The organism is Streptomyces aquilus (genome assembly GCF_003955715.1).
Lineage (GTDB): Bacteria > Actinomycetota > Actinomycetes > Streptomycetales > Streptomycetaceae > Streptomyces > Streptomyces aquilus.
In genome coordinates this window covers 4,609,269-4,632,581 of sequence record NZ_CP034463.1, presented here as the reverse complement: position 1 = coordinate 4,632,581, position 23,313 = coordinate 4,609,269, and the positions used below count along the sequence as shown (strand labels likewise).

Genomic DNA, 23,313 nt, shown 5'->3' with positions numbered 1-23,313 from the left:
ACGTTCGCGCAGGCGCAGGAGCGCGCGGAAGAGTGGATCAACGGGGACGTTCCCTCGTATCAGCATCGCGAGGTGCGGGTGCGGGAGTTCGAGCTCGGGTTCGTGGTGTGGGCGGAGGACCGTGCGGACGGTCCGCGTTCGGACGGCGGCGCGCAGCGGTTGGTGCTCGCCCGGGACAGCGGGGAGGCCACGTTGTGGCCGGCGCTGCCGGTGGGTGAGGTCATTCGCCGGTACGAGGAGGAGTACGGGCGGGCCGCGGAGGACGCGGCTGCCGCGGCCGCGTCGGCGCCTGCGGCTCGGGTGGATCTCAATCAGACGTCGTTCCTTCTGACGCCGCCGGAGTGGTTGCAGGAGGCGGCGGATCAGTTGGGGATTCCGGATCGGCGGGGGGCCGGGTCTGCGGGTGGTTCCGGGGCCGGTTCTGTGGGTGGCTCCGATGGCGGGGTGGCTGCGGCTGCTGGTTCTGCTGGTTCTGCGGCGTTGCCTGAGACGCAGGCCGGGGTGCCGGTCGGGTCGGGGAATGGGGCTGTGGGGCCCGGTGTGGGTGCAGGCGCAGGCGCCGGTGCCGGCGCGGGTGCGCCTTCAGTGAGTGGTGCGCCGGGGGCGCCCGCTGCGTCGAGTGCGCCGGGGGCGCCTGGTGTCCCTGCCGGGGCGACTCCGTGGGCCGGGACCGACACCAACGCCGATGCGGGCGACGACCGGTCGGTGCCCCTGCCCGCGACCGTGTTCGCACCGCCGCTGAGCGGTACCGACGACGACACTCCGCCGCCTGCGACGCCGCCGGAGGCCAAGACCGCGCTCATGTCGGGCGGCAGCCAGCTTCCGCCGACGGCGCTCGCACCGGCGCTCGACGATCCGAATGCGCCGGGTGCGTCTGTGGGTGCGCCGGCGCCTGGTGGGCCGGGTGCGCCGGGGGCGCCGGGGATTCCTGGCGGGCACGGGGCGCTCGGGGCGCCGGGTGCGCCTGTGCCGGGTGGCGCGGCCTACGGGTATCCGCAGGGTGCGGGGGGCGTGGGTGGTGCGGGAGCGCCGGGTACGCCCCCTCCGGGTGCTCCGCCCATGCCCGCGCCGGGTGCGCCGCAGGGCAGTACGCCGCCGCCTGTTCCGGGTGCTCCTTCTTATGGCTATCCGCAGGGGCCGGGGGGTGCGCCGGGGGCGCCTCAGCCTCCTGTGGGCGCCGGCGGGGTCGGTGGTCCGGGGGCGCCCGAGCGGCCGCTCGCGCCGAACGCCGGGGACATCGCCGACGCCGCGACCAGCAAGGCGGCGCCTCCGCCGCGCCGTGCGCGTGGGGGTGCGACGCCGCCTCCGCCGCCGGGTGCCCCGGGGGCGCCGGGCGCGCGGCCGGGCGGTACGCCTCCGCCTGCGCCGGGTGCGCCTGGTACGCCGGGAGCGCCGGCCGGCGGGTATGTGCCGACGCAGCTCGTGTCCGCGCTCGGGCCCGACGGTCCTGAGGGTGTGCCTGCGGGGCCCGGCGCGTCGACTCCGCCGGGCGCCCCCCAGCCGCCCGGTGCGCCGAACCCGCCCGGCGGTACGCCTCCGGGCGGCATGCACCATGCCGCGACGATGCTGGCCGACCCGGGGCAGATGGGCCCGGGCGGGGGCGCGCCGCAGCCGCCGGGCGCCCCTGGCGTGCCCGGTGTGCCGGGCGCGCAGACTCCTGCGGGCGCCCCGGGTGCACCTCACGCGCCGGGCGCTCCGGGAGTTCCTGGCGCCCCCGGTGTCGCGGGCGCGCCTGGCGGTCCTGGCGTACCGCACGCCCCCGGTGCCCCGGGTACCCCCGGCGCACCGCAGCCTCCTGGCGCCCCGGGTATGCCTGGCGCGCCCGGCGCGCAGGGCTCTGTCGGGGGTGCGCGGGGTGCGGTTCACCAGGCGGAGACCATGCTGGCCGCGCCGCCGGTCGGCGGCCCCGGCGCGCCTCCACCGCCGCACGCCCCGGGTGCACCCGGCATGCCCGGCGCACCCGGTGTTCCGGGCGCCCCCGGCATGGCGCCGGGCGCCCCCCAGCTGATGGCGCCCGGCGCGGTGCCTCCCGGTGCGGTGCCGCCCCCTGGTGGGATGCCGCCCGGTGCCGTACCGCCGCCGGGGCAGCCCGGGCCCGGTCAGGCGCCGGCGTACGGATACCCGCAGCAGGGGCAGCCGACCGTCGGCCCGGGCTACCAGGCCGTGTTGCGCTACCGCGCGCAGGACGGGTCGGAGCAGCAGCTGATCCGGCGTTCGGCGCCGGGTACGCCGCACCCGGAGTGGCAGATCTTCCACGAGCTGCGGGCGATGAACATCCCGCCGGACCAGGTGCTGGAGCTGCACACGGAGTTGGAGTCGTGTGAGCTGCCGGGCGCGTACTGCGCGCGGATGATCCGGGAACAGTGGCCGCAGGCGCGGCTCGCGAGCATCGCGCCGTATGGCACGGACCACGCGAGCCGGCAGCAGGGGATGCAGCAGTTGCTGGCGCACCAGGGCGAGTTGCACCAGGTGGCGGACGGGCCGGCGCGGCCTGGTCCGGTGCGCGCCCCGATTCCGCCGGTGCAGGCGGCGCCGCCGATTCCGCCGGAGGGTGTGGCGCAGGAGCTGGCGGGGGCGTTCGGGCCGGGGATCTTCCGGTTCGAGCAGGCGGCGGTGTCCCGGCAGGGGGTGCCGCCGATGGTGGCGCACTCGTTGGTCGCGGCGGGGCTGCCGATGGACATGGGTCCGTTCTTCTGGGCGCAGGCCCAGCCGGGCCGGCCCGTGCCGACGCTGGCGGAGCTGGCGCAGGAGCGCGGGGTGCAGCCGGCCGCGGACGCGGGGTCGTACCTGGTGATGGGCAGTGACTTCGGCCGGGCGATCTGTGTCCAGTACGGGACGGCGAACATCGTGGCCGTGCCGGTGGAGGCGGGGCCCGGTGGTGCGCCCGTGCCGCCGCAGTTCGTGAACACGGGGCTGCCGGAGTTCCAGCGGTGCCTGGCGCTGCTGGGGCGGATGTGGCGGCTCAGGTTCGGGCTGAACCAGGAGCAGGCGGGCCGTTGGACCGTCGATTTCCAGGCGCAGCTGGCCTCCCTGGACCCGGCGGCGCTGGGTTCGCCGGAGAGCTGGTGGTCGGTGCTGCTCGAGCAGATGTGGGACGGGCTTCTGTAGGCCTGTAGGTCTGTAGGACCTGTCGCGTAGGCGACGCAGAGGGTGCGCAGGAGGCGGGTCCGGTCACGGCGACCGGACCCGCCTCTTCGTCGTCCCGGAGTACCTCGTACGGGAACACCCGGAACGCCTCGGGAAATTCTCTCGCGGTCCTGTCACACCTTCCCTGTCCGCTCCGTCAGTGCAGTGAAAGCGGCTCACAGCAGTGGGCGGCGGCTCACCACTTGTCTCAGGAGGCAGGACATGAAGGCTCGGATGACGAATCCCGCGTACGTGCTCCCCGGTGCGCTGAAGGGCATCGGCACGATCTTCCAGGCGGTCAACGACAGTGGGCTGCCGCAGGAACTCGCGGAGATCGTGGGACTGAGGGCGAGTCAGATCAACGGGTGCGGCGCGTGTGTGTACGGACACGTCCACAACCTGCGGAAGGCGGGGACGAGCGAGGAGCGCATCGCGAGCGTCGTCGCGTGGCACGAGGCGCCCTACTACAGCGACGCCGAGCGGGCCGCGCTGCAACTGACCGAGGTGATGACGCGGCTCGCGGACCGTTCGCACGAGTCGGTGCCGGACGAGCTGTGGGACGAGGTGGCGGACCACTTCGACGAGAAGGAGCTGTCCGGGCTGATCCTCGTCATCTCGCTGACGAACCTGTTCAACCGCATCAACACCACCATCAAGGAGCCGGCCGGCACGACCTGGGGCTGAACTGCGGGCTCTTCGGCCCGCGTTCACCGGTACGGGACACGGCCGTACCTCCGCCTACCGGGGGACGGCCGTGACCTCTGTGCGGAGTGTCGCGTTATGCACTGTTCTGCCTGATACATCAAGATGTGCGCGAAATCATCATTTTGCGTCTTCTTGATGGAGAGGGGTTCCAGGATGAGCGGCACACCTGTCTCGTCCCACGGCTTCGTGGTCGTACGGGGGCGCGGCTACCGTCCCGACCAGGTCGACGCGTACGCCGCGGCGCTCTCGCAGGACCGTGACGCCTCCTGGGAGCGTGCCGCCCGCCTGACCGTCCTCGCCAAGGAGATGGAGGCGGAGCTGGAGGAGCTGCGCGAGACGGTCGCGCGGCTCGCGCCGCAGTCGTACGAGACGCTCGGGGAGCGAGCGCGCCGGATCTTCCAGCTCGGCCAGGAGGAGGCGGCGGCCGTGCGTGACGGCGCGCGTCAGGAGGCGCAGCGCCTCGCGGAGGCGGCGCAGGCGCGCGCGGGCGGCGTGCGCGACGCGGCACAGGCGCACGCCGACGCCATGCACGCCGAGGCGGAGGAGCGCGCCCGCCAGCGCCTTCTCGCGGCGCGCGCCGAGGCCGACGAGATCCGCATCGCCGCCCGGCGCGAAGTGAAAGAGGGGCGCACGGAGGCGCTCGAAGCGTTGCGCGAGGTGCGGCAGCGCACCACCGGCATGCTCGCCGAACAGGCCAGGGAACACGCCGAGCGCTGGGCCGAGGCCGAGCGCGCGGAGACCGAGCGCGCCGCGGCGCTGGACGCCCTGCACGCCGAGCAGGTCGCCCGCGCGGAGGCCGCGCTGTCCGAGGCGAAGCAGGCGTTCGCCGACGCGGAGGCCGCCGCACGCCGCCGCCAGGAGGAGGCGCGGGCCCGGGCCGCCGAGATCCTCGCCGAGGCGCGGCTGCGGGAGGACCGCATCGCGCGCGAGACGGAGCGGGTGCTGCGCGAGCACGGGGAGCGCTGGGACGACGTACGCGCCCACATGGACCTCGTACGCAACAGCCTGACGACGCTGACGGGCCGGGCACCGGCGGAGTAGCCCCGGCGCCCCTCACCGCTCTGAGCGAGACAGCGACCGGCCCTGTGACACCCCACGGAGAAGGACCCCGGTGGGAATCCGCCGGGCCTCCGCTCCCCGCGCCGCACGGCCCCGCCAGAATTCACGGGCCTGCTACTCCTCCCTCCGCGCGCCCGGCCAGAATTCACGGGCCTGCTACTCCTCCCTCCGCGCGCCCGGCCAGAATTCACGGGCCTGCTACTCCTCCCTCCGCGCGCCCGGCCAGAATTCACGGGCCCGCTACTCCCCCCTCCGTACCGCCCCGCCAGAATCCACCGGCGCGCTACTCCCCCCTCCGCACCGCCCCCGCCAGAATCCACCGGCGCGCTACTCCTCCCTCCGCACCGCCCCCGCCAGAATCCACCCCTCCACGGCCTCGTACTGCCGTCGCTGCTCCTCCGCCCCGCGGCGGCCGGAGACGACCGTGCCCAGCCAGCCGAAGGCGAAGCCGGCCGGGATGGAGACGAGGCCGGTGGTGGTGAACGGGAACCAGTTGAAGTCCCGCTCCGGGAACGCCGACACGGGTGAGCCGGAGACGAGGTTGGTGCCCGGCATCAGCAGCAGGACCACCAGGGAGCCGCCGATCAGCGTGCAGAGCAGGCCCGTTCGGGTGTAGCGGCGCCAGAAGAGGCTGTAGACGAGGGCGGGGGCGATCGCGGAGGCGCCCAGGCAGAACGACAGGGTTACCAGCGGCTGGAGGCTGCGGTGCTGGACGAGGGCGGCCAGCAGGATCGCCGGGACGCCCACGGCGAGCGCCGACACGCGCGCGAGGGTCATCTCGCGGCGTGCCGTCATCTCGCGCGCGTGGCCGGCGAAGACGTCGTGGGCGAGGGAGTTGGCGCAGGCGAGGATCATGCCGGCGACCGAGGCCAGCAGGGTGAGGAAGATCGCGGTGGTGACGGTGGTGAAGAGCAGCGTCTCGGCCGTCGAGACCTCCGTGCCGAAGGCGGCCCGGGAGGCCAGCAGATAGGCCGTGTTGCCCTGCGGGTCGGCCTCGGCGATCACCGCGCGTCCGATCAGAGCTGTGGCGCCGAACCCGACGACCGTGATGACGAGCACGAACAGTACGACCGACGACACCGCCCAGGACATCGAGCGGCGGACCGCGCGGGCGCTGTCGGCGGTGTACATGCGCATGGTGACGTGCGGGAGGCAGGCCCCGCCGACGACCACCGTCAGCTGCGAGACGATCATGTCGAGGCGGGGCGCGGGCCCGCCCGCGAACTGGAGTCCGGAGTGCAGGAACGCCGGTCCGACGCCGCTCTGCGCGGCGGCCGCGTCGAACAGCGCGCCGGGATTCCAGTCGTAGCGCTGGAGGATCAGTACGGCGACCACGGTGCCGGAACCCAGCAGCATCACCATCTTCAGGATCTGGATGAGGGCGGTGCCCTTCATGCCGCCGATCGCCGCGTAGCTGATCATCAGCACGCCCAGACCGAGGATGCAGCCCGTCTTCAGGGAGTCGCCGGAGAAGCCGAGGATGAACGCCAGCAGCTGTCCGGTGCCCGCGAGTTGGACCAGCATCAGCGGCAGGAGGGCGGCGAGGGTCACCGCGCTCGCGGCGATGCGTACCGCGCGTCCCGGCATCCGGCGGGCCAGCGCGTCGCCCATGGTGAACCGGCCCGCGTTGCGCAGGGGTTCGGCCAGCAGGAACATCAGCAGCATCAGCGACAGGGCGGTGCTGAGGGCGAGGACGACCCCGTCGTAGCCGCACAGCGCGATCACCCCGCCGGTGCCGAGGACGGTCGCGGCGGAGATGTAGTCGCCGGCGATGGCGAGGCCGTTGCGCATGGGGGAGAGGGAGCCGTAGCCGGTGTAGAACTCGTCGAGGTCGTCGCGGTCGGGTCCGGTCATCACGCAGAGCAGCAGCGTGATCGTGGCCACCGCCGAGAACGCCACCAAGGACATCGCCTGCGCGGAGTCGCTGAATCCGGTCATGACCTGGCCTCCCGCTTGGCGTCGACGGCGGCTTGTCTGCGGATGCGGTCGGCGACGGGATCGACGTACACGCGCGCGGTGTGCTCGTACAGCGTGATCGCCAGCCAGGTGACGGGGAGTTGGAGCAGCGCGAGCAGCAGGCCGGTGGGCAGTCCGTCGGCGACGTTGCTCGTCATGAGGGACGGCGCGCACGCGGACAGGATGAGGAAGAGCGTGAAGTAGCCGAGCGCGGTGAGTGTCGCGACGCGTCGCTGCCGGCGGTAGGCGCCGCGCAGGACGCGCAGGTCGCTGTGGTGGCCGAGGGCGGGGCGGCGCGGACGGCGGTGGGTTGCCGCCGGTTCGTCTTCGAGGGGCGGCTGCCAGGGGTAGGTGGGGTACGCCGAGTGGGTCGGCGGCGGGGACGGGTACGGGGACGCGTACGGGTCGTGTGACATCCCGGTGGCTCCTTGCGCGGCTCGGGTCCGGTGCGGACCGCAGGGAGTTGGGGGGTGGGACGAGCGGAGCCACGCACGCTACTCGTAGGTAGCCGGAGGGTGCGAGCTTTTCACCAAACTGATTGGTCGGTATGCGCTTACTTCTCTGACCTCGGGTGTTACCCGGATTAACTCAGATTTTTGAACGACCGTCAGGGCTACGACGGGTTGAACGAGCGCTACGGACGGTGGTGCGCGCGGGCGAGGTCGCGGTGGAACCGGATCCCCGGGCGGCCGGCGACGACCGTCTCCTCGACGACCGTGAAGGCGTTGCGTGCGAGGACCGCGCGGGAAGCCAGGTTGTCGAGCGTGGTGACGGCCTTCAAGGAGGTCAGTCCGTACGACGTCCCCGCCGTCCGGCACAGCAGCGCCACCGCCGCCGTCGCCACCCCGCGGCCCGCCGCCTTCTCGGCGACGCGGTAGCCCAGTTCGGCGCAGCCGTCCTCGGCGTCGATCAGGTTCACGCGGCCGATCAGGGCGCCGGACGCGTCCAGCACGACGTGGAAGTGGCAGATCCCGGCGTCCTGTTCGGCCAGCCGCGCGCGGTGGATCTCCGCGAAGTCGGCGAAGTAGGCGTCCCCGCGGTCCGAGATCGAGCGGGTGAAGTACTCCCGGTTCTCCCGCTCGAACGCCAGCAGCGCCTCCGCGTGGTCCGCCCGCAGCCGCTCCAGCCTCAGCCCTGTCATGGGCGGCACCTTACGCAGACTCAGTCCGCGAGCACCGGGAATTTCCGCGGCGCCAGGAACAGCAGCACCAGGAACGCCAGCGCCGCCGCGCACGACGCCCCCAGGTACACGGCGTGGACGGCGTCCGCGATGGCCCGCCGGGTCGTCTCGGGGGCCGTACCGGCGTCCAACGCGCGCGTGACGGAGTCGAGGTCGCTCGCCCCGCCGAGCCGGGCGGCCAGTACCCCGTTGGCGACCGCACCGAACAGCGCGGCGCCGAAGGTCTGTCCGATCTGCCGGCAGAACAGGACGGAGGCCGTCGTCGTGCCGCGCTCGGCCCAGCCCACCGTCGACTGCACCCCGACGATCAGGGGCAGTTGGAACAGCCCCAGGGCGGCACCGAGGACCAGCATCAGCACCGTTGGCTGCCAGGCCCGGCCCGGGTACGGCAGGAAGGGGAACGCGAACAGCACCAGCGCCGCCGTCCCGATCCCCAGCATCGCGGTGTTGCGGAAACCGATCCTCCGGTACACGTGCTGGCTCAGCGCGGCCGACACCGGCCAGCTCAACGTCCAGACGGACAGCACGAATCCGGCGGCCACCGGTGCGAGGCCCAGCACCGACTGGGCGTACGTCGGCAGGAACACCGAGGGTGCCACCATCAGCAGCCCCAGCGCGCCCAGCGCCAGGTTCACCGCGGCGATCGTACGGCGCCGCCACACCCACCCCGGGATGATCGGCTCGGCCGCCCTGCGCTCCACGGCCACCACGACCGCCACCAGCGCGAGTCCCGTACCGAACAGGCCCAGTGAGGGCGCCGACAGCCACGGCCAGGCCACCCCGCCCTGCACCAGCGCCGTCAGCAGCACGCCCCCGCAGGCGAACACCGCGAGCGCCCCGGCCCAGTCGATCCGCGGGCGTACGGTCGAGGTCCGTTCCGGCTCGTGCAGATGACGGACGATCAGCCACAGCGCCACGGCGCCGATCGGCAGGTTCACCAGGAAGATCCAGCGCCAGTCCGCGTAGGCCGCCAGGACGCCGCCCACGCCGGGGCCGGCCACCGCGGACACCGCCCACACCGTGGAGAGCTTCGACTGGATCTTGGGGCGTTCCTTGAGGGGGTAGAGGTCGGCGGCGAGCGTCTGGACGGTGCCCTGGAGCGCGCCGCCGCCCAGGCCCTGCACCACGCGGAACGCGATGAGCGCGCCCATGTTCCAGGCGAGCGCGCACAGCAGGGAGCCGAGCAGGAAGAGCGCCGCGCCCGCGACCAGCACCGGCTTGCGGCCGAAGGTGTCGGACAGCTTGCCGTAGACGGGCAGCGTCACCGTCACGGCCAGCAGATAGCCGGAGAACAGCCACGAGAAGACGGAGAAGCCGCCCAGGTCGCCGACGATCTGCGGGACGGCCGTCGAGACGATGGTGGCGTCCAGCGCGGCCAGCGCCATCGCGAGCATCAGCGCGGCCACGACGGCACCGCGCCGGTGCGCGCCGGGCGGGTCCGCGTCCGTCGCGGCGGGCTGTATGTCCGTGTCCCCCTGGTCCACCAAAGATCCTTTCCCCTTGCATCTATCGCCGCGGGACAGCCTCTCACTTGACCCTCACGTGGCGGCAGGGTGCAGCCTGATCGCGCTGAAGGGTGGAGCGGACCCCGAGATCGGCTCCACCCGGGGGTGGACTGCCCCTAGGGGTCTCTCCGTACTACGGCTCGGGGAGGGTTCGTCCCGCCGGAGGACGAGAGGGGCCCCGGCCCGTCCTTAACCTGGCTTTACGCCGCTCAGGAGGGGTTCGGGGCGGCGGACCGCAGGTCGGGGGGTGGGGTTTTCCCCCGCAAAAGACTGCGCTGGGCACCAGCGCGCCGGACCCACGGCGAGCAGCAGACTCAACGACGTAACCAGAACACGGCACCGCTCAGCAGCACACGTGACGCATTCATTGACCGACATAGGAGACATACCGTGACATCGGCTGTGACCATCACCAGGCACGGGGGCACTGGAGGGACTACGGCCGTTGCCGCGCGGGCGCGGCAGGTCGTGAAGGCGTACGGGTCCGGCGAGACCCGCGTCGTCGCCCTCGACCACGTGGACGTGGACATCGCACGCGGCCAGTTCACCGCGATCATGGGCCCCTCGGGGTCCGGCAAGTCCACGCTCATGCACTGCCTCGCCGGGCTCGACACCGTCAGCAGCGGCCAGATCTACCTGGACGACACCGAGATCACCGGGCTGAAGGACAAGAAGCTCACGCAGCTGCGCCGGGACCGGATCGGGTTCATCTTCCAGGCGTTCAACTTGCTGCCCACACTTAATGCGCTTGAGAACATCACGCTGCCCATGGACATCGCGGGCCGCAAGCCGGACAAGCAGTGGCTGGCGCGGGTCGTGGAGACCGTGGGCCTGTCCTCGCGGCTCAAGCACCGGCCCACCCAGCTCTCCGGCGGTCAGCAGCAGCGCGTCGCCGTCGCCCGGGCGCTGGCCGCCCGGCCGGAGATCATCTTCGGCGACGAGCCGACCGGAAACCTCGACTCACGCGCGGGCGCCGAGGTACTGGGCTTCCTGCGGCGTTCCGTGGACGAGCTCGGCCAGACCATCGTCATGGTCACCCACGACCCGGTCGCCGCCTCCTACGCCGACCGCGTGCTGTACCTGGCCGACGGCCGGATCGTCGACGAGATGTACAAGCCGACCGCGGAGGCCGTCCTGGACCGCATGAAGGACTTCGACGCCCGGGGGCGCACGTCATGACCGTCATGAAGACCTCGATGCGCAACTTCTTCGCGCACAAGGGGCGCATGGCCCTGTCGGCCGTGGCGGTGCTGCTGTCGGTGGCGTTCGTGTGCGGCACGCTGGTGTTCACCGACACCATGAACACGACGTTCGACAAGCTCTTCGCCACCACCGCCTCCGACGTCACGGTCTCCCCGAAGGAGGCCAAGAGCGACGACACCCCGCAGAACGGCAAGCCCGCCTCCCTGCCGGCCTCGACCGTCCAGCAGGTCGCGAAGGCGGACGGCGTGAAGTCCGCCGAGGGCGGCGTCAGTTCGATGAACGTGACCGTCGTCAACGACGAGAACAAGAACATGGGGTCGTCCAACGGTGCCCCCACCATCGCGGGCAACTGGACCAAGGGCGACCTGCGGTCCATGGAGATCACCTCCGGGCACGCCCCGCGCGGGCCGACCGAGACCATGGTCGACGCGGACACCGCCGACAAGCACCATCTGAAGATCGGCGACGAGCTGCGCACCATCTCCGTCGTCGGTGACTTCAAGGCGAAGATCGTCGGCATCGCCACCTTCAAGGTCACCAACCCGGGCGCGGCGATCGTCTACTTCGACACCGCCACCGCCCAGCGTGAACTCCTCGGCGCCGAGGGCCGCTTCACCCAGGTCTTCGCCACCGCCGCCGCCGGCGTCAGCGACACCCGGCTCAAGCAGAACGTCACCGAGGCTCTGGGCGGCTCGTACAAGATCCAGACGGCCAAGGAGAACGCCGACGAGAACCGCGAGGACGTCGGCGAGTTCATGAACGTCATCAAGTACGCCATGCTCGGCTTCGCCGGGATCGCGTTCCTGGTCGGCATCTTCCTGATCATCAACACCTTCTCCATGCTGGTCGCCCAGCGCACCCGCGAGATCGGCCTGCTGCGGGCCATCGGCTCCTCCCGCAAGCAGGTCAACCGTTCCGTGCTGGTCGAGGCGCTGCTGCTCGGCTTCGTCGGCTCGATCCTCGGCGTCGGCGCCGGTGTCGGCATCGCGATCGGCCTGATGAAGCTCATGTCCATGGCGGGCATGAACCTCTCCACCGACGACCTCACCATCAAGGCCTCCACCCCGGTGGCCGGTCTGGTCCTCGGCGTCGTCGTCACCGTCCTCGCCGCCTATCTGCCCGCGCGCCGGGCCGGCAAGGTCTCCCCGATGGCCGCCCTGCGCGACGCCGGTACGCCGGCCGACGGCAAGGCCGGCTGGGTACGCGGCCTGATCGGGCTCGTCCTGACGGGCGCCGGCGGTTACGCCCTCTACGCCGCCGCCACCGCCGACACCGCGAAGGACGGCTCGCTGCTGCTGGCCGGAGGTGTCGTCCTCTCCCTGATCGGCTTCGTCGTCATCGGCCCGCTCCTGGCGGGTGGGGTCGTCCGCGTGATCAGCGCGCTGATCCTGCGCGGCTTCGGCCCGGTCGGCCGCATGGCCGAGCGCAACGCCCTGCGCAACCCCCGCCGTACGGGCGCCACGGGCGCGGCCCTGATGATCGGCCTGGCCCTGGTGGCCTGCCTGTCGGTGGTCGGCTCCTCGATGGTCGCCTCGGCCACGTCCGAGCTCGACAAGTCGGTCGGCGCGGACTTCATCGTCCAGGGCAACCAGCGGATCGTCCCGCAGGCCCAGAAGGCCATGGAGCAGACCCCGGGCCTGGCCCACGTGACCTCCTACAAGGAGGTCGAGGCGGTCCTGACCTCGCCCGACGGCAAGAAGGACGACTCCCGGGTGACGGCGGCCGACCCGACGTACGCCCAGGACCTGCGCCGCGCCACGACGGAGGGCACCCTCTCCGCCGCCTACGGCAAGGACTCCATGTCCGTCGGCTCCGACTACGCCAAGGACCACGGCGTCCACGTCGGCGACACCATCACCGTCGCCTTCAAGGGCGGCAAGACGGCGAAGCTCAAGGTCGCGGCCATCACCGACGACGACTCGGCGCTGGACCAGGGGGCGCGCTACCTCTCCATCGCGACGATGAAGCAGTACGTCCCCGCCGACCAGATCCCGCCGAACACGATCATGTTCGCCAAGGCCAAGGACGGCCAGGAGAAGCAGGCCTACGCCGCCCTGAAGAAGTCGCTGGACGACTACCCGCAGTACCAGGTGCGCGACCAGACCGACTACAAGCAGGAGCTGAAGGACCAGATCGGCCAGCTGCTCAACATGGTCTACGGCCTGCTGGCCCTGGCGATCATCGTGGCGGTCCTCGGTGTCGTGAACACCCTGGCGCTGTCCGTCGTCGAGCGGACCCGGGAGATCGGCCTCATGCGGGCCATCGGCCTCTCGCGGCGGCAGCTGCGCCGGATGATCCGCATGGAGTCGGTGGTCATCGCCCTCTTCGGCGCCCTGCTGGGCCTGGGGCTCGGCATGGGCTGGGGCGCCACCGCGCAGAAGCTGCTCGCCCTGGAGGGACTGAACGTCCTCGACATCCCCTGGCCGACGATCATCGGGGTGTTCGTCGGATCGGCCTTTGTGGGGCTGTTCGCGGCCCTGGTCCCGGCGTTCCGGGCGGGGCGGATGAACGTCCTGAACGCGATCGCGACCGACTAGCCACAGCCGACGGGGGAGCAAGGGCCCGGCGCCGAGAAGTCACGGGGGACTTCTCGGCGCCGGGTCCGTGTGTTGGGGGCGCCGGGGCTGTCGGGCTTCGAGGCCGCGGCTGTGTGCGTTTCGGTACGGGGGAGGAGCAGCGTTATCCACAGGCCCGGCACCGCCGCCCGCACCGACGTACGCTGGATACCCCCCGGCCGGTCACGGTGTCGGGCCCTTCGTGTTGCCCACCCACCTTCGTGTCGCCCACTCCAGGACGGAAAGCGCCCCTCCATGAGCCTGCACGGTCTGCTCGACGCCGTAGTCAAGGACACCGCCCTCGCGGAAGCGATCACCGCGGCCGCGGACGGCAACCGTATGCACGTCGACCTGGTCGGCCCCCCGGCGGCCCGCCCCTTCGCGATCGCCGCGCTGGCCCGCGAGGCCGGCCGCCCGGTGCTGGCGGTGACGGCGACGGGCCGCGAGGCGGAGGACCTGGCGGCGGCCCTGCGCTCGCTGCTGCCCTCGGAGGGCGTCGTCGAGTACCCCTCCTGGGAGACGCTGCCGCACGAGCGGCTCAGCCCGCGCAGCGACACCGTCGGCCGCCGCCTCGCCGTCCTGCGCCGCCTGGCCCACCCGCGCCCCGACGACCCCGAGACCGGCCCGGTGTCAGTGGTCGTCGCGCCCGTCCGCTCGGTGCTCCAGCCGCAGGTCAAGGGCCTCGGCGACCTGGAGCCCGTCGCCCTGCGCACAGGCCAGAACGCCGACCTCAACACAATCGTCGAAGCCCTCGCGGCCGCCGCCTACGCGCGCGTGGAGCTCGTCGAGAAGCGCGGCGAGTTCGCCGTGCGCGGCGGCATCCTGGACGTCTTCCCGCCCACCGAGGAGCACCCCCTCCGCATCGAGTTCTGGGGCGACGACGTCGAGGAGATCCGCTACTTCAAGGTCGCCGACCAGCGCTCCCTGGAGATCGCCGAGCACGGCCTGTGGGCCCCGCCCTGCCGCGAGCTGCTCCTCACCGACGAGGTACGCGCGCGTGCCGCCGCCCTCGCGGAGGAACACCCCGAGCTCGGCGAGCTGCTCGGCAAGATCGCCGAGGGCATCGCCGTGGAGGGCATGGAATCCCTCGCGCCGGTCCTCGTCGACGACATGGAGCTGCTCCTCGACGTGCTGCCCAAGGGCGCCATGGCCGTCGTGTGCGATCCCGAGCGGGTACGCACGCGTGCCGCGGACCTCGTGGCGACCTCGCAGGAGTTCCTCCAGGCGTCCTGGGCGGCCACCGCGGGCGGCGGCGAGGCGCCGATCGACGTCGGCGCGGCCTCCCTGTGGTCCATCGCCGACGTCCGGGACCGGGCGCGCGAGCTGGACATGATGTGGTGGTCGGTGTCGCCGTTCGCCGCCGACCTGGAGCTGGAGGCGGACACCCTCCAGCTCGGCATGCACGCGCCCGAGACCTACCGCGGCGACACCGCCAAGGCCCTCGCCGACACCAAGGGCTGGCTCGCCGAGGGCTGGTGCACGGTCTTCGTGACCGAGGCCCACGGCCCCGCCGCCCGCACGGTCGAGGTGCTCGGCGGGGAAGGCATCGCGGCCCGCCTGGACGCCGAGCTGGGGGAGATCTCCCCGTCCGTCGTGCACGTGGCGTGCGGCTCGATCGACTACGGCTTCATCGCCCCGACGCTGAAGCTCGCCGTCCTCACCGAGACCGACCTGACCGGCCAGAAGGCGGCCGGCAAGGACGGCGCCCGGATGCCCGCCCGGCGCCGCAAGACCATCGACCCGCTCACCCTGGAGACGGGCGACTACATCGTCCACGAACAGCACGGCGTGGGCCGCTACATCGAGATGGTCCAGCGGACCGTGCAGGGCGCCACCCGCGAGTACCTCGTCGTCGAGTACGCCCCCGCCAAGCGCGGCCAGCCCGGCGACCGCCTCTACATCCCCACCGACCAGCTGGAGCAGATCACCAAGTACGTCGGCGGCGAGGCCCCCACCCTGCACCGCCTGGGCGGCGCCGACTGGACGAAGACCAAGGCCCGCGCGAAGAAGGCCGTCAAGGAGATCGCGGCCGACCTGATCAAGCTCTACAGCGCGCGCATGGCCGCCCCCGGCCACACCTTCGGCCCCGACACGCCCTGGCAGCGCGAGCTGGAGGACGCCTTCCCGTACGCCGAGACCCCCGACCAGCTGACCACCATCGCCGAGGTCAAGGAGGACATGGAGAAATCGGTCCCCATGGACCGCCTGATCTGCGGCGACGTCGGCTACGGCAAGACGGAGATCGCGGTGCGCGCCGCCTTCAAGGCGGTGCAGGACGGCAAGCAGGTCGCGGTGCTGGTCCCGACGACCCTCCTGGTCCAGCAGCACTTCGGGACCTTCTCCGAGCGCTACTCCCAATTCCCGGTGAACGTCCGGGCGCTCAGCCGCTTCCAGACGGACACCGAGGCGAAGGCGGTCCTGGAGGGCCTGCGCGAGGGCTCGGTGGACGTCGTCATCGGCACCCACCGCCTGTTCTCCTCCGAGACCAAGTTCAAGGACCTGGGCCTGGTCATCGTCGACGAGGAGCAGCGCTTCGGCGTCGAGCACAAGGAGCAGCTGAAGAAGCTCCGCGCCAACGTCGACGTCCTGACGATGTCCGCCACCCCCATCCCCAGGACCCTGGAGATGGCCGTCACCGGCATCCGCGAGATGTCGACGATCACGACCCCGCCGGAGGAGCGCCACCCGGTGCTCACCTTCGTCGGCCCGTACGAGGAGAAGCAGATCGGCGCGGCCATCCGCCGTGAACTGCTGCGCGAGGGCCAGGTCTTCTACATCCACAACCGGGTGGAATCGATCGACCGCGCGGCCGCCCGGCTGCGCGAGATCGTCCCCGAGGCGCGGATCGCGACGGCCCACGGCCAGATGTCGGAGTCGGCGCTGGAACAGGTCGTCGTCGACTTCTGGGAGAAGAAGTTCGACGTGCTGGTGTCGACGACGATCGTGGAATCCGGCATCGACATCTCCAACGCGAACACACTGATCGTGGAGCGCGGCGACAACTTCGGCCTGTCGCAGCTGCACCAGCTGCGGGGCCGGGTGGGCCGAGGCAGGGAGCGAGGCTACGCCTACTTCCTCTACCCCCCGGAGAAGCCGCTGACGGAGACGGCCCACGAGCGCCTGGCCACCATCGCCCAGCACACGGAGATGGGCGCGGGCATGTACGTGGCCATGAAGGACCTGGAGATCCGCGGCGCGGGCAACCTGCTCGGCGGCGAGCAGTCCGGCCACATCGCGGGCGTCGGCTTCGACCTGTACGTCCGCATGGTCGGCGAGGCGGTCGCGGACTACCGGGCCTCCCTGGAGGGCGGTGTCGAGGAGGAGCCGCCCCTGGAGGTCAAGATCGAGCTCCCGGTCGACGCCCACGTCCCGCACGACTACGCCCCGGGCGAGCGGCTCCGCCTCCAGGCCTACCGCTCGATCGCCTCCGCCAACACCGAGGAGGACATCAAGGCGGTACGGGAAGAACTCGTCGACCGCTACGGCAAGTTGCCCGAACCTGTGGAGAACCTCCTCCTCGTGGCGGGCCTGCGGATGCTGGCACGCGCGTGCGGCGTCGGCGAGATCGTCCTGCAAGGCACCAACATCCGCTTCGCGCCGGTGGAGTTGCGGGAGTCGCAGGAACTGCGCCTCAAGCGGCTGTACCCGGGGACGGTCATCAAGCCGGCCGTCCACCAGGTGCTGGTGCCGCGCCCGAAGACGGCGAAGGTGGGTGGGAAGCCGTTGGTCGGGCGGGAGTTGCTGGGGTGGGTCGGGGAGTTCCTGACGTCGATTCTGGGGTCGTAGCCAGCGGGGTGGGGGGCGGGGTGCGCCGGGGGGTGTCCCGCCGGGTGGTGTGACGCGGGGGTGCTCGGCGTACCGGTGGCTGTCTGACGGCCGTGGTGCTGGCGTTCCTACGCTTTGGTGCTGGCGTGCCTACGTTTTGGTGCTGGTGCTGGTGCTGGTGCTGGTGCTGGTGCTGGTGCTGGTGCAGGTCAGCGGAACAGTGTTGCCGCGAGCGTCCTGAACACCTCCTCGGGGTTCTGGTCGCCGACCGGGCCGTCCAGGTTGTGGCTCAGGAGGAGCGTCGCGAAACCGTGGGCGAGGGACCAGGCGGCGACGCCGGCGAGGCGGGGGTCGACGTCGCCGGGGTCCACGGCGGACACGGACTCGCGCAGGGCGTCGCCGGCGAGGGTGCGGGCCGTGGTCAGTTCGAGGTCGTCGGTGCGCAGCAGCCCGGGCGCGAACATGACCTGGAAGTGTGCGGGGTGCTCGCGTGCGAAGCGCACGTAGCGCACGCCCGCCTCCTTGAGGTCCGAGGCCTCCCGGAGCGTGGTCGCCAGTAGCCCGAAACCCTCGGCGGCGATCGACGTCAGCAGGCCGGTGCGGTCCTTGAAGTGGTGCGCGGGGGCCGCGTGCGAGACGCCGGCCCGGCGGGCGAGGTCGCGCAGGCTCAGGGCGGCGGGCCCGTCGGCGGCGATGACGTCGAGCGCGGCGGTGAGGATCGCGCGGCGCAGGTCGCCGTGGTGGTAGGGCCGGCGCGCGGCCGGCTTGGTGCTGTCGGTGTCCGCAGGTGCCATGGACAGCAGCGTACGCCCAATCTAGGCATTGACAAGTTCGGGCGGTCGAGGCAATCTTGTCAGTGTCAAGTTGCGCGGTGGGCGGCCGAGCGGCTCCCACCGGCTTCGATACGACGAGGAGGCGTGGCATGTCACAGCACGAGGGTGGGACCGGCGTCGTCGGCAGCGTGGAGCCGGCCCGGGCGCGTCAGCTCTGGCACCTGCTGGAGCCGCTGCACGCGGTCCTGTACTACGCGCCGGAGGTCTTCGAGGAGGCGGCGGCGCTCGGCTTCGACACGAAGGAGCGCTGGCCGAGCTACTTCCCCTTCCGTGCGGCGCCGTTGGGGGCGGTGGACGCCGGGCGCGTGACGTCCGCCTTCTACAGCTTCAGCCCGCGCATGGTCGCCGAGCATGTCGACGTCGCGTGGGATATCGCGCCTCCGGAGGCGGTGCTGGCGGCGCGATTGCGAGGGATCGACCGGGCGTACCGCGCGATGTTCGGTGACCGCGTCGACAGTCCCGAGCTGGCGGAGGCCGCCGCCCTCGCCCGGCGCGCGGCCGAGGCGGTGAACACCGCGGGCCGCCCGCTGGCCGCGGCCAACGCCGCGCTGGAGTGGCCCGAGGCCCCGCACCTCCAGCTGTGGCAGGCGGCGACGATCCTGCGCGAGCACCGCGGCGACGGCCACCTCGCCGCCCTGCTGGTCGCCGGTCTCGACCCGACCGAGTCGCTTGTCTCCTTCGCGGCGATAGGCGCGGCGTCCGTCGAGCGCTTCGAGAGCCGCGGCTGGAGCGAGGCGGAATGGACGGCCGCCCGCGAACGCCTGGCAGCGCGCGGCCTGGTCGACGCCGACGGCACGGCCACGGAGGCGGGCCGCGCCCTGCGCCACCGCGTCGAGGAGCACACCGACCAACTCGCCGTCGCCCCTTGGCAGTCCCTCGCGCCGACCGAGATCGACCGGCTCGTCGAACTCCTCGGTGACTATTGGGTGGCGGTGCTGTCCTCGGGTCTGCTGCCATCGGAGTCGACGCTGGGGATCGGGAAGGTGTGAGGTCCCGGGAGATGAGGGGGTGCGGTGAGCGGCCTGGCGGGGGACGCCGAGAGCGATCTGTCGTGGGACACCGTCAAGGAGTTCCTCGACCCGGAGGAGATGGGCTCGTTGCCCGACCTGCGGGTCCCGGGCACCTCGGCGGGGGACTGGCAGTCGCTGCTCGACCTCGTCGTGGAACGCGGCTGGAGCCATGAGTACGTGGAGGGCGACACTCCACTCCCCCCGCCCCGGGCGGCGGCCGTGCTGGCCCGGCCGGCCGACGCGGAGTGCCCCCAACTGCGGGTCTGGCCGGCCGACGGAATCCTGGCGATCTTCCGCTTCCTCGGGGACGAGGAGATCGACTTCGACGTCGACCTGCGGGAGTTGCAGGGGCAGGGGCGCCTCGACCTGTTCTGCGGGTTCCTGCGGACGCTCGGCAGACGGCTCGGCAAGCCGGTCTTCATGGATCCGGAGGGTTCCTACGGCGATCCGATCCTGGTGTACGACGTAGGCATCGACCGCGTGGTGCTGTTGATGGAGCCGTAGTCGGCACGCCGGTCAAACGCTCCCCGGGTGCGGGACGGCCGAAGCCGCCCGCGGGAGAGCTGGTCTCCGCGGACGGCCTCCACGGTTTTGTGTTTCTCCGTGGGCCTCCGGCCTTACGGCTGCTCGGGCCTGTCTCGGTCCATGCCCATCGCGCCTTCGATCTTCTGCTGCGCGTCGTCGACTTGGCTCTCGTACTTGTTGCCCGTCTTCTCGTTGGCCTTTCTCTCCGCCATGTCGGACATGTCCTTGGCCTTGTCCTGCATCTGGCGGTTGCTCTTGAACCTGTCGAAGATGCCCATCCAGAGCTCCTTCCGGAGGTGACTCGATTCGACGATACGCCCGAGATGCGAAGGATGCCCCTTGAGGCCCCATATGGTCTGGACCTCTCGCCCGCTACGGTGAGTACGGGCAGCGCCTGCCTGTGCGGGGCGGAGACGAACAGAACAAGGGGAGGGACGCACCGTGACGCGTCTGAGGGGTGGGGCGGCGGTCGCCGCCGCGATGCTCGGGATGGTCGTACTGCTCACGGGATGCGAGGGTGTCGACCTGCCCGCGGACGACGAGCCCTCGGGCTCCGTCCCGGCCGTCGGCTCCGGCCGTGCCGTGAGCCCGCTGGACAACCCGGACGGCACCAAACCGGGCCTCGCGGCCATCACCTCGGACGCCGACAAGGCGAAGGCCCGGGATCTGATCGAGAAGATCGCGACCAAGGGCCGCGGCCCCAAGACCGGCTACGACCGTGACGAGTTCGGCTACGCCTGGATGGACTCCGCCCCCGGCGGCGTCCCCTTCTCGCACAACGGCTGCGACACCCGCAACGACCTCCTCAAGCGCGACGGCGACGACGTCCGCTTCCGCTCCGGCTCGGACTGCGTCGTCACCTCCATGACCCTGGCCGACCCCTACACCGGCAAGGAGATCGACTGGGTCAAGGCCCGTGCCACGAAGGTGCAGATCGACCATGTCATGCCGTTGTCGTACGACTGGCAGATGGGCGCCGCGCGGTGGACGAAGGGCAAGCGCGAGGACATAGCCAACGACCCGCTCAACCTGATCCCGGTCGACGGCCCCACCAACGGCTCCAAGAGCGACTCGGGACCGGCTTCCTGGCTGCCGCCGAACAAGACCATCCGCTGCTCGTACGCCGTGCGCTTCGCCCAGGTCTCCCTGAAGTACGAACTGCCCGTGACGAAGGCGGACAAGGAGATGATGCTGCGGCAGTGCGGCGGGTGACCCTGCCGTGCGGCGGCTGAGCGTACGGTGCGGCCGGCCGCCGGCCGAGGGTGCTGTCCGCGGGGCCGGAAAACCGGTTCCGGCCTCCGGCGCCGCCCGCCTACGGTGGCCGCATGGAGTTGAAGGTGTCGAGTCTCGCCGAGCGTCCCGACGACCTCGGGCGGGCGGTCGGGATGGCCGACAGCTGGCCGGAGTTCGTCACCCGGGACCTGGTGGGTGACTACCACTACGGCCGGATCGCCCGGGAGTTCCCGGCGTATGTGCTGTTCGCCGAGGACGAGCGGGGCGAGGTCGTCGCCACCGGGTTCAGCGTGCCCTTCGCCCTCGATACCGAGGGACGGGGCGAACTGCCCGCCCGGGGCTGGGACGAAGTCCTCCTGTGGGCCTTCGCCGACCTGCGCCGCGGGACGCGGTCCGACACGGTCAGCGCGATCGCCATCAACGTCCGGCCCGACCTCCAGGGCAAGGGCCTGTCCGGCCGCATGCTCTCGGCGATGCGGGACAACGCCCGCGCCCACGGCTTCGGCGAGGTCGTCGCCCCGGTCCGCCCCAGCGCCAAGCACCTCGAACCGCACACCCCCATCGAGGAGTACGCCCGCCGCGTCCGCCCCGACGGGCTCCCGCACGACCCGTGGCTGCGCGTGCACGCCAGAGCCGGCGCCACCGTCGAGGCGGTGGCGCCGGCGTCCATGACGGTGGTCGGCTCACTGGAGCAGTGGCGCCGCTGGACCGGGCTGCCCTTCGACACCCGGGGCGACATCGAGGTGCCCGGGGCGCTGGTGCCGGTGCGCTGCGAGCCGGAGCGGGGGTACGCGGTGTACGTCGAGCCCAACGTGTGGATGCGGCACCCGCTCTAGAGGCGCCGGGGCTCAGCCGCCCAGCGCGTCCAGGTCCAGGATCTCGCCGCTGGGCTTCTGCGCCGGGACCTTCTTGTCGTAGTCGCTGAAGGTGAGGCTGCCCGGGTCCTTCGCGGAGACGCTGTCCACGCGCAGCAGGTAGGGCTTGCCCTCGGTGGCGACGTACAGCGTGTAACGCTCCTTGCCGTCCCGCTCGTTCAGCACGATGGCGGGCGTGCCGTCCACGGTGGTCGTCCTGCCGCGCGAGGCGTCCGTCTCGGCGTCGTCGGCGTCACCGAGGACCGTGTCGAGGTCGCAGAAGCTCGCGATGTCCTTGGCGTCCTTGCCCTTGGCGGACATCTTGGTCCACTTCCCGGCGAGCAGCGCCACGGCCGCGTCCACGTCCGACTTCTTCTCGCCCTTGCTCTGCTCGCGCAGGAACTTCTCGTCGTACTTCATGTAGACGGTGTCGCCGACCTTGATCAGGTCGGCCTTGCCCTGGCCGCCCATGCTCATCGTGCCGGCGCACTCGCCCTGCCTGTTCAGGGCCATGTCGATCGTGATCATGCTGCCCGACTCGTCGTCGGGGACGTCCCCCTTCATCCGCAGCGACGAGGCACCGGTCGTGGCCTCGACGGCCTTGTCGGCGATCTCGGCGCCGGTGAGTCCGGCGAAGGGTTCCTTCGCCTCGCTCTTGCTCGGCGAGGGCGAACCAGCCGCGCTGGAACCGGCCTTGTCCGGCTTGCTGTCGGCCTTGTCCTGCCCGGACTGGCAGCCGGTGAGAGAGAGCGTGGCCGCGGCGGCGAGGCAGAGGGTGGCAAGTGCGGTGTGACGCATGGGAATTCCCCGATGGTGAGGCGGTGGGATGAGCGGGTACGGCGAGACGTGCCGCGGGTTCGTCAGCGGAGCCGGGCGGATCTCGCCGTACGGGGCCGGTGTCAGCCGGTCTTCTTCCAGTCCGTGCAGCCGGACGTCTTGAAGTAGGTGTCCTTGGCGCTGATCGTGACGACGGCGCTGCCGGAGACGTTGTCGTTCGCGATGATCGAGTCGAGGCCGTGCTCGGCGTCCTTGGCGCGCTCCCAGTAGCACATGTCGTCCTCGTTGCCGGTGGACTTGTACGTGCCGGGCGCGATGTCCGCGCCGACTCTGAACATGCCACCGTCGCCGGCCATCTTGGAAGCGGGCGAACCCTTCGCCTTGGTGTCGACGGCCTCCCAGTCGTTGCAGTCGCTCGACTTGAAGATCTTGTCGGTGGCCTTGATGGTGACGTAACTGGTGCCGGTGACATTGTCGTTGGCGAGCAGCGAGTCCATCTCGCCCGAGGCGTCCTTGGCGCGCTCCCAGTAGCACATGCCGTCCTCGTTGCCGGAGGTGCGGTAGGTGCCGGGCTTGACGTCCGAGCCGACCTGGAACTGGCCGTCCCCCTCGAACGCGACCTTCTTCTCCTCGGCGGCGTCGGCGGCGTCGGTGCCCTCGGCGGACCCCTTCTCCTTGTCGCCCCCCGGCTTCGCCTGAGCGGACGACGAAGAGCCCTTGCCGCTGCTCCGGGAACCCCCGTCGGAGTCGTCACCGGAGTTCGCCGACACGGCGCCGATGACGACGATCCCCACGACGGCCCCCAGCGCGATCTTGCCCTTCATGCCCATGACTGTGTCCCCTCCCGACACGGTGACAGCCGCTGCTCGGCTGTCGCTCGTTCGCTGGGTCAATAAGAACAGAGCCTGTGAACCGAGTCAACACGGTTCACGGAATGTCTCGCGTACACGACCGTGAATGGGTAGATCTTGCATACGCCGCTATGCTCGGCGTCACACGCGCAGCGGACGTGTACGGGGACGTGCAC

19 protein-coding genes are annotated in these 23,313 nt (G+C 71.5%); 10 read left to right on the top strand and 9 right to left on the bottom strand.

All coding sequences use genetic code 11. From position 1 onward, the window contains the following. Positions 1-59 precede the first annotated feature (59 nt). The gene (locus EJC51_RS48770) at positions 60-311 is read right to left on the bottom strand and encodes a hypothetical protein (RefSeq protein ID WP_244362764.1); all 252 of its coding nucleotides are present in this window, start codon (positions 309-311) and stop codon (positions 60-62) included. Here EJC51_RS48770 and EJC51_RS21260 point away from each other — a divergent pair. The 3 genes from EJC51_RS21260 to EJC51_RS21250 all read left to right on the top strand — a co-directional run bounded on the left by EJC51_RS21260 (position 211) and on the right by EJC51_RS21250 (position 4,872). Then, the gene (locus EJC51_RS21260; protein WP_244362763.1) at positions 211-3,108 is read left to right on the top strand and encodes an SUKH-4 family immunity protein; all 2,898 of its coding nucleotides are present in this window, start codon (positions 211-213) and stop codon (positions 3,106-3,108) included. The genes EJC51_RS48770 and EJC51_RS21260 overlap by 101 nt on opposite strands. A gap of 240 nt (positions 3,109-3,348) precedes the next feature. After that, positions 3,349-3,810: a carboxymuconolactone decarboxylase family protein gene (locus EJC51_RS21255; RefSeq protein ID WP_126272545.1), complete on the top strand. Its 462-nt coding sequence runs from the start codon at positions 3,349-3,351 to the stop codon at positions 3,808-3,810. Between the two features lie 174 nt (positions 3,811-3,984). Then, positions 3,985-4,872 (top strand): coiled-coil domain-containing protein, encoded by an 888-nt coding sequence (locus EJC51_RS21250; protein WP_126272544.1) that lies wholly within the window; start codon positions 3,985-3,987, stop codon positions 4,870-4,872. 345 nt (positions 4,873-5,217) lie between these two features. Here EJC51_RS21250 and EJC51_RS21245 read toward each other — a convergent pair whose 3' ends face one another. From EJC51_RS21245 to EJC51_RS21230, 4 genes are all read right to left on the bottom strand, one after another. Then, positions 5,218-6,828 carry a sodium/solute symporter gene (locus EJC51_RS21245; RefSeq protein ID WP_126272543.1) on the bottom strand — a complete coding sequence of 537 codons (1,611 nt, stop codon included), beginning with the start codon at positions 6,826-6,828 and terminating at the stop codon, positions 5,218-5,220. Further along, positions 6,825-7,262, bottom strand: a complete 438-nt coding sequence (locus EJC51_RS21240; protein WP_126272542.1) for a DUF485 domain-containing protein — start codon at positions 7,260-7,262, stop codon at positions 6,825-6,827. The genes EJC51_RS21245 and EJC51_RS21240 overlap by 4 nt, the downstream gene beginning before the upstream one ends. Positions 7,263-7,480: 218 nt before the next feature. Then, positions 7,481-7,987, bottom strand: coding sequence for a GNAT family N-acetyltransferase (locus EJC51_RS21235; RefSeq protein WP_126272541.1), 507 nt, complete (start codon positions 7,985-7,987; stop codon positions 7,481-7,483). 20 nt (positions 7,988-8,007) lie between these two features. Beyond that, positions 8,008-9,510 carry an MFS transporter gene (locus tag EJC51_RS21230; RefSeq protein ID WP_399582548.1) on the bottom strand — a complete coding sequence of 501 codons (1,503 nt, stop codon included), beginning with the start codon at positions 9,508-9,510 and terminating at the stop codon, positions 8,008-8,010. A 411-nt stretch (positions 9,511-9,921) separates the two neighbouring features. Here EJC51_RS21230 and EJC51_RS21225 point away from each other — a divergent pair, with 411 nt between their 5' ends. The 3 genes from EJC51_RS21225 (at position 9,922) to mfd (ending at position 17,075) form a co-directional block, all read left to right on the top strand. Then, a complete protein-coding gene (locus tag EJC51_RS21225) occupies positions 9,922-10,710 on the top strand; it encodes an ABC transporter ATP-binding protein (protein ID WP_126272540.1) in 789 nt (262 codons plus the stop codon). Continuing rightward, complete coding sequence (locus EJC51_RS21220) at positions 10,707-13,271, top strand: ABC transporter permease (protein ID WP_126272539.1); 2,565 nt, start codon at positions 10,707-10,709, stop codon at positions 13,269-13,271. Before EJC51_RS21225 ends, EJC51_RS21220 begins: the two co-directional genes overlap by 4 nt. 273 nt (positions 13,272-13,544) lie before the next feature. After that, a complete protein-coding gene (gene mfd, locus EJC51_RS21215; RefSeq protein ID WP_126272538.1) occupies positions 13,545-17,075 on the top strand; it encodes a transcription-repair coupling factor in 3,531 nt (1,176 codons plus the stop codon). Positions 17,076-17,263: 188 nt separating this feature from the next. Here mfd and EJC51_RS21205 read toward each other — a convergent pair whose 3' ends face one another. Continuing rightward, the gene (locus EJC51_RS21205) at positions 17,264-17,848 is read right to left on the bottom strand and encodes a TetR/AcrR family transcriptional regulator (RefSeq protein WP_126272537.1); all 585 of its coding nucleotides are present in this window, start codon (positions 17,846-17,848) and stop codon (positions 17,264-17,266) included. A gap of 128 nt (positions 17,849-17,976) precedes the next feature. On the opposite strand from EJC51_RS21205, the gene EJC51_RS21200 reads away from it, so the two are divergent. Then, positions 17,977-18,876 carry an SCO6745 family protein gene (locus EJC51_RS21200; protein ID WP_126272536.1) on the top strand — a complete coding sequence of 300 codons (900 nt, stop codon included), beginning with the start codon at positions 17,977-17,979 and terminating at the stop codon, positions 18,874-18,876. Between the two features lie 99 nt (positions 18,877-18,975). Beyond that, a complete protein-coding gene (locus EJC51_RS21195; protein ID WP_126277063.1) occupies positions 18,976-19,401 on the top strand; it encodes a hypothetical protein in 426 nt (141 codons plus the stop codon). 113 nt (positions 19,402-19,514) lie between these two features. Here the strand turns inward: EJC51_RS21195 and EJC51_RS21190 are convergent, their stop codons facing one another. Continuing rightward, entirely contained in the window at positions 19,515-19,700 is a 186-nt protein-coding gene (locus tag EJC51_RS21190; protein WP_059196131.1) for an antitoxin, read from the bottom strand. A 202-nt stretch (positions 19,701-19,902) separates the two neighbouring features. Between EJC51_RS21190 and EJC51_RS21185 the strand changes: the two genes are divergently transcribed. Further along, positions 19,903-20,634, top strand: coding sequence for an HNH endonuclease family protein (locus tag EJC51_RS21185; RefSeq protein WP_126277062.1), 732 nt, complete (start codon positions 19,903-19,905; stop codon positions 20,632-20,634). 113 nt (positions 20,635-20,747) lie between these two features. Next, positions 20,748-21,491 carry an N-acetyltransferase gene (locus tag EJC51_RS21180; RefSeq protein WP_126272535.1) on the top strand — a complete coding sequence of 248 codons (744 nt, stop codon included), beginning with the start codon at positions 20,748-20,750 and terminating at the stop codon, positions 21,489-21,491. Between the two features lie 12 nt (positions 21,492-21,503). On the opposite strand, the gene EJC51_RS21175 is transcribed toward EJC51_RS21180, so the two are convergent. After that, on the bottom strand, positions 21,504-22,307 hold the full coding sequence (locus EJC51_RS21175; protein ID WP_126272534.1) for a LolA-like protein: 804 nt from the start codon (positions 22,305-22,307) through the stop codon (positions 21,504-21,506). A 101-nt stretch (positions 22,308-22,408) separates the two neighbouring features. Continuing rightward, the gene (locus tag EJC51_RS21170; protein WP_126272533.1) at positions 22,409-23,116 is read right to left on the bottom strand and encodes an Rv1352/Rv1906c domain-containing protein; all 708 of its coding nucleotides are present in this window, start codon (positions 23,114-23,116) and stop codon (positions 22,409-22,411) included. Positions 23,117-23,313 lie beyond the last annotated feature (197 nt).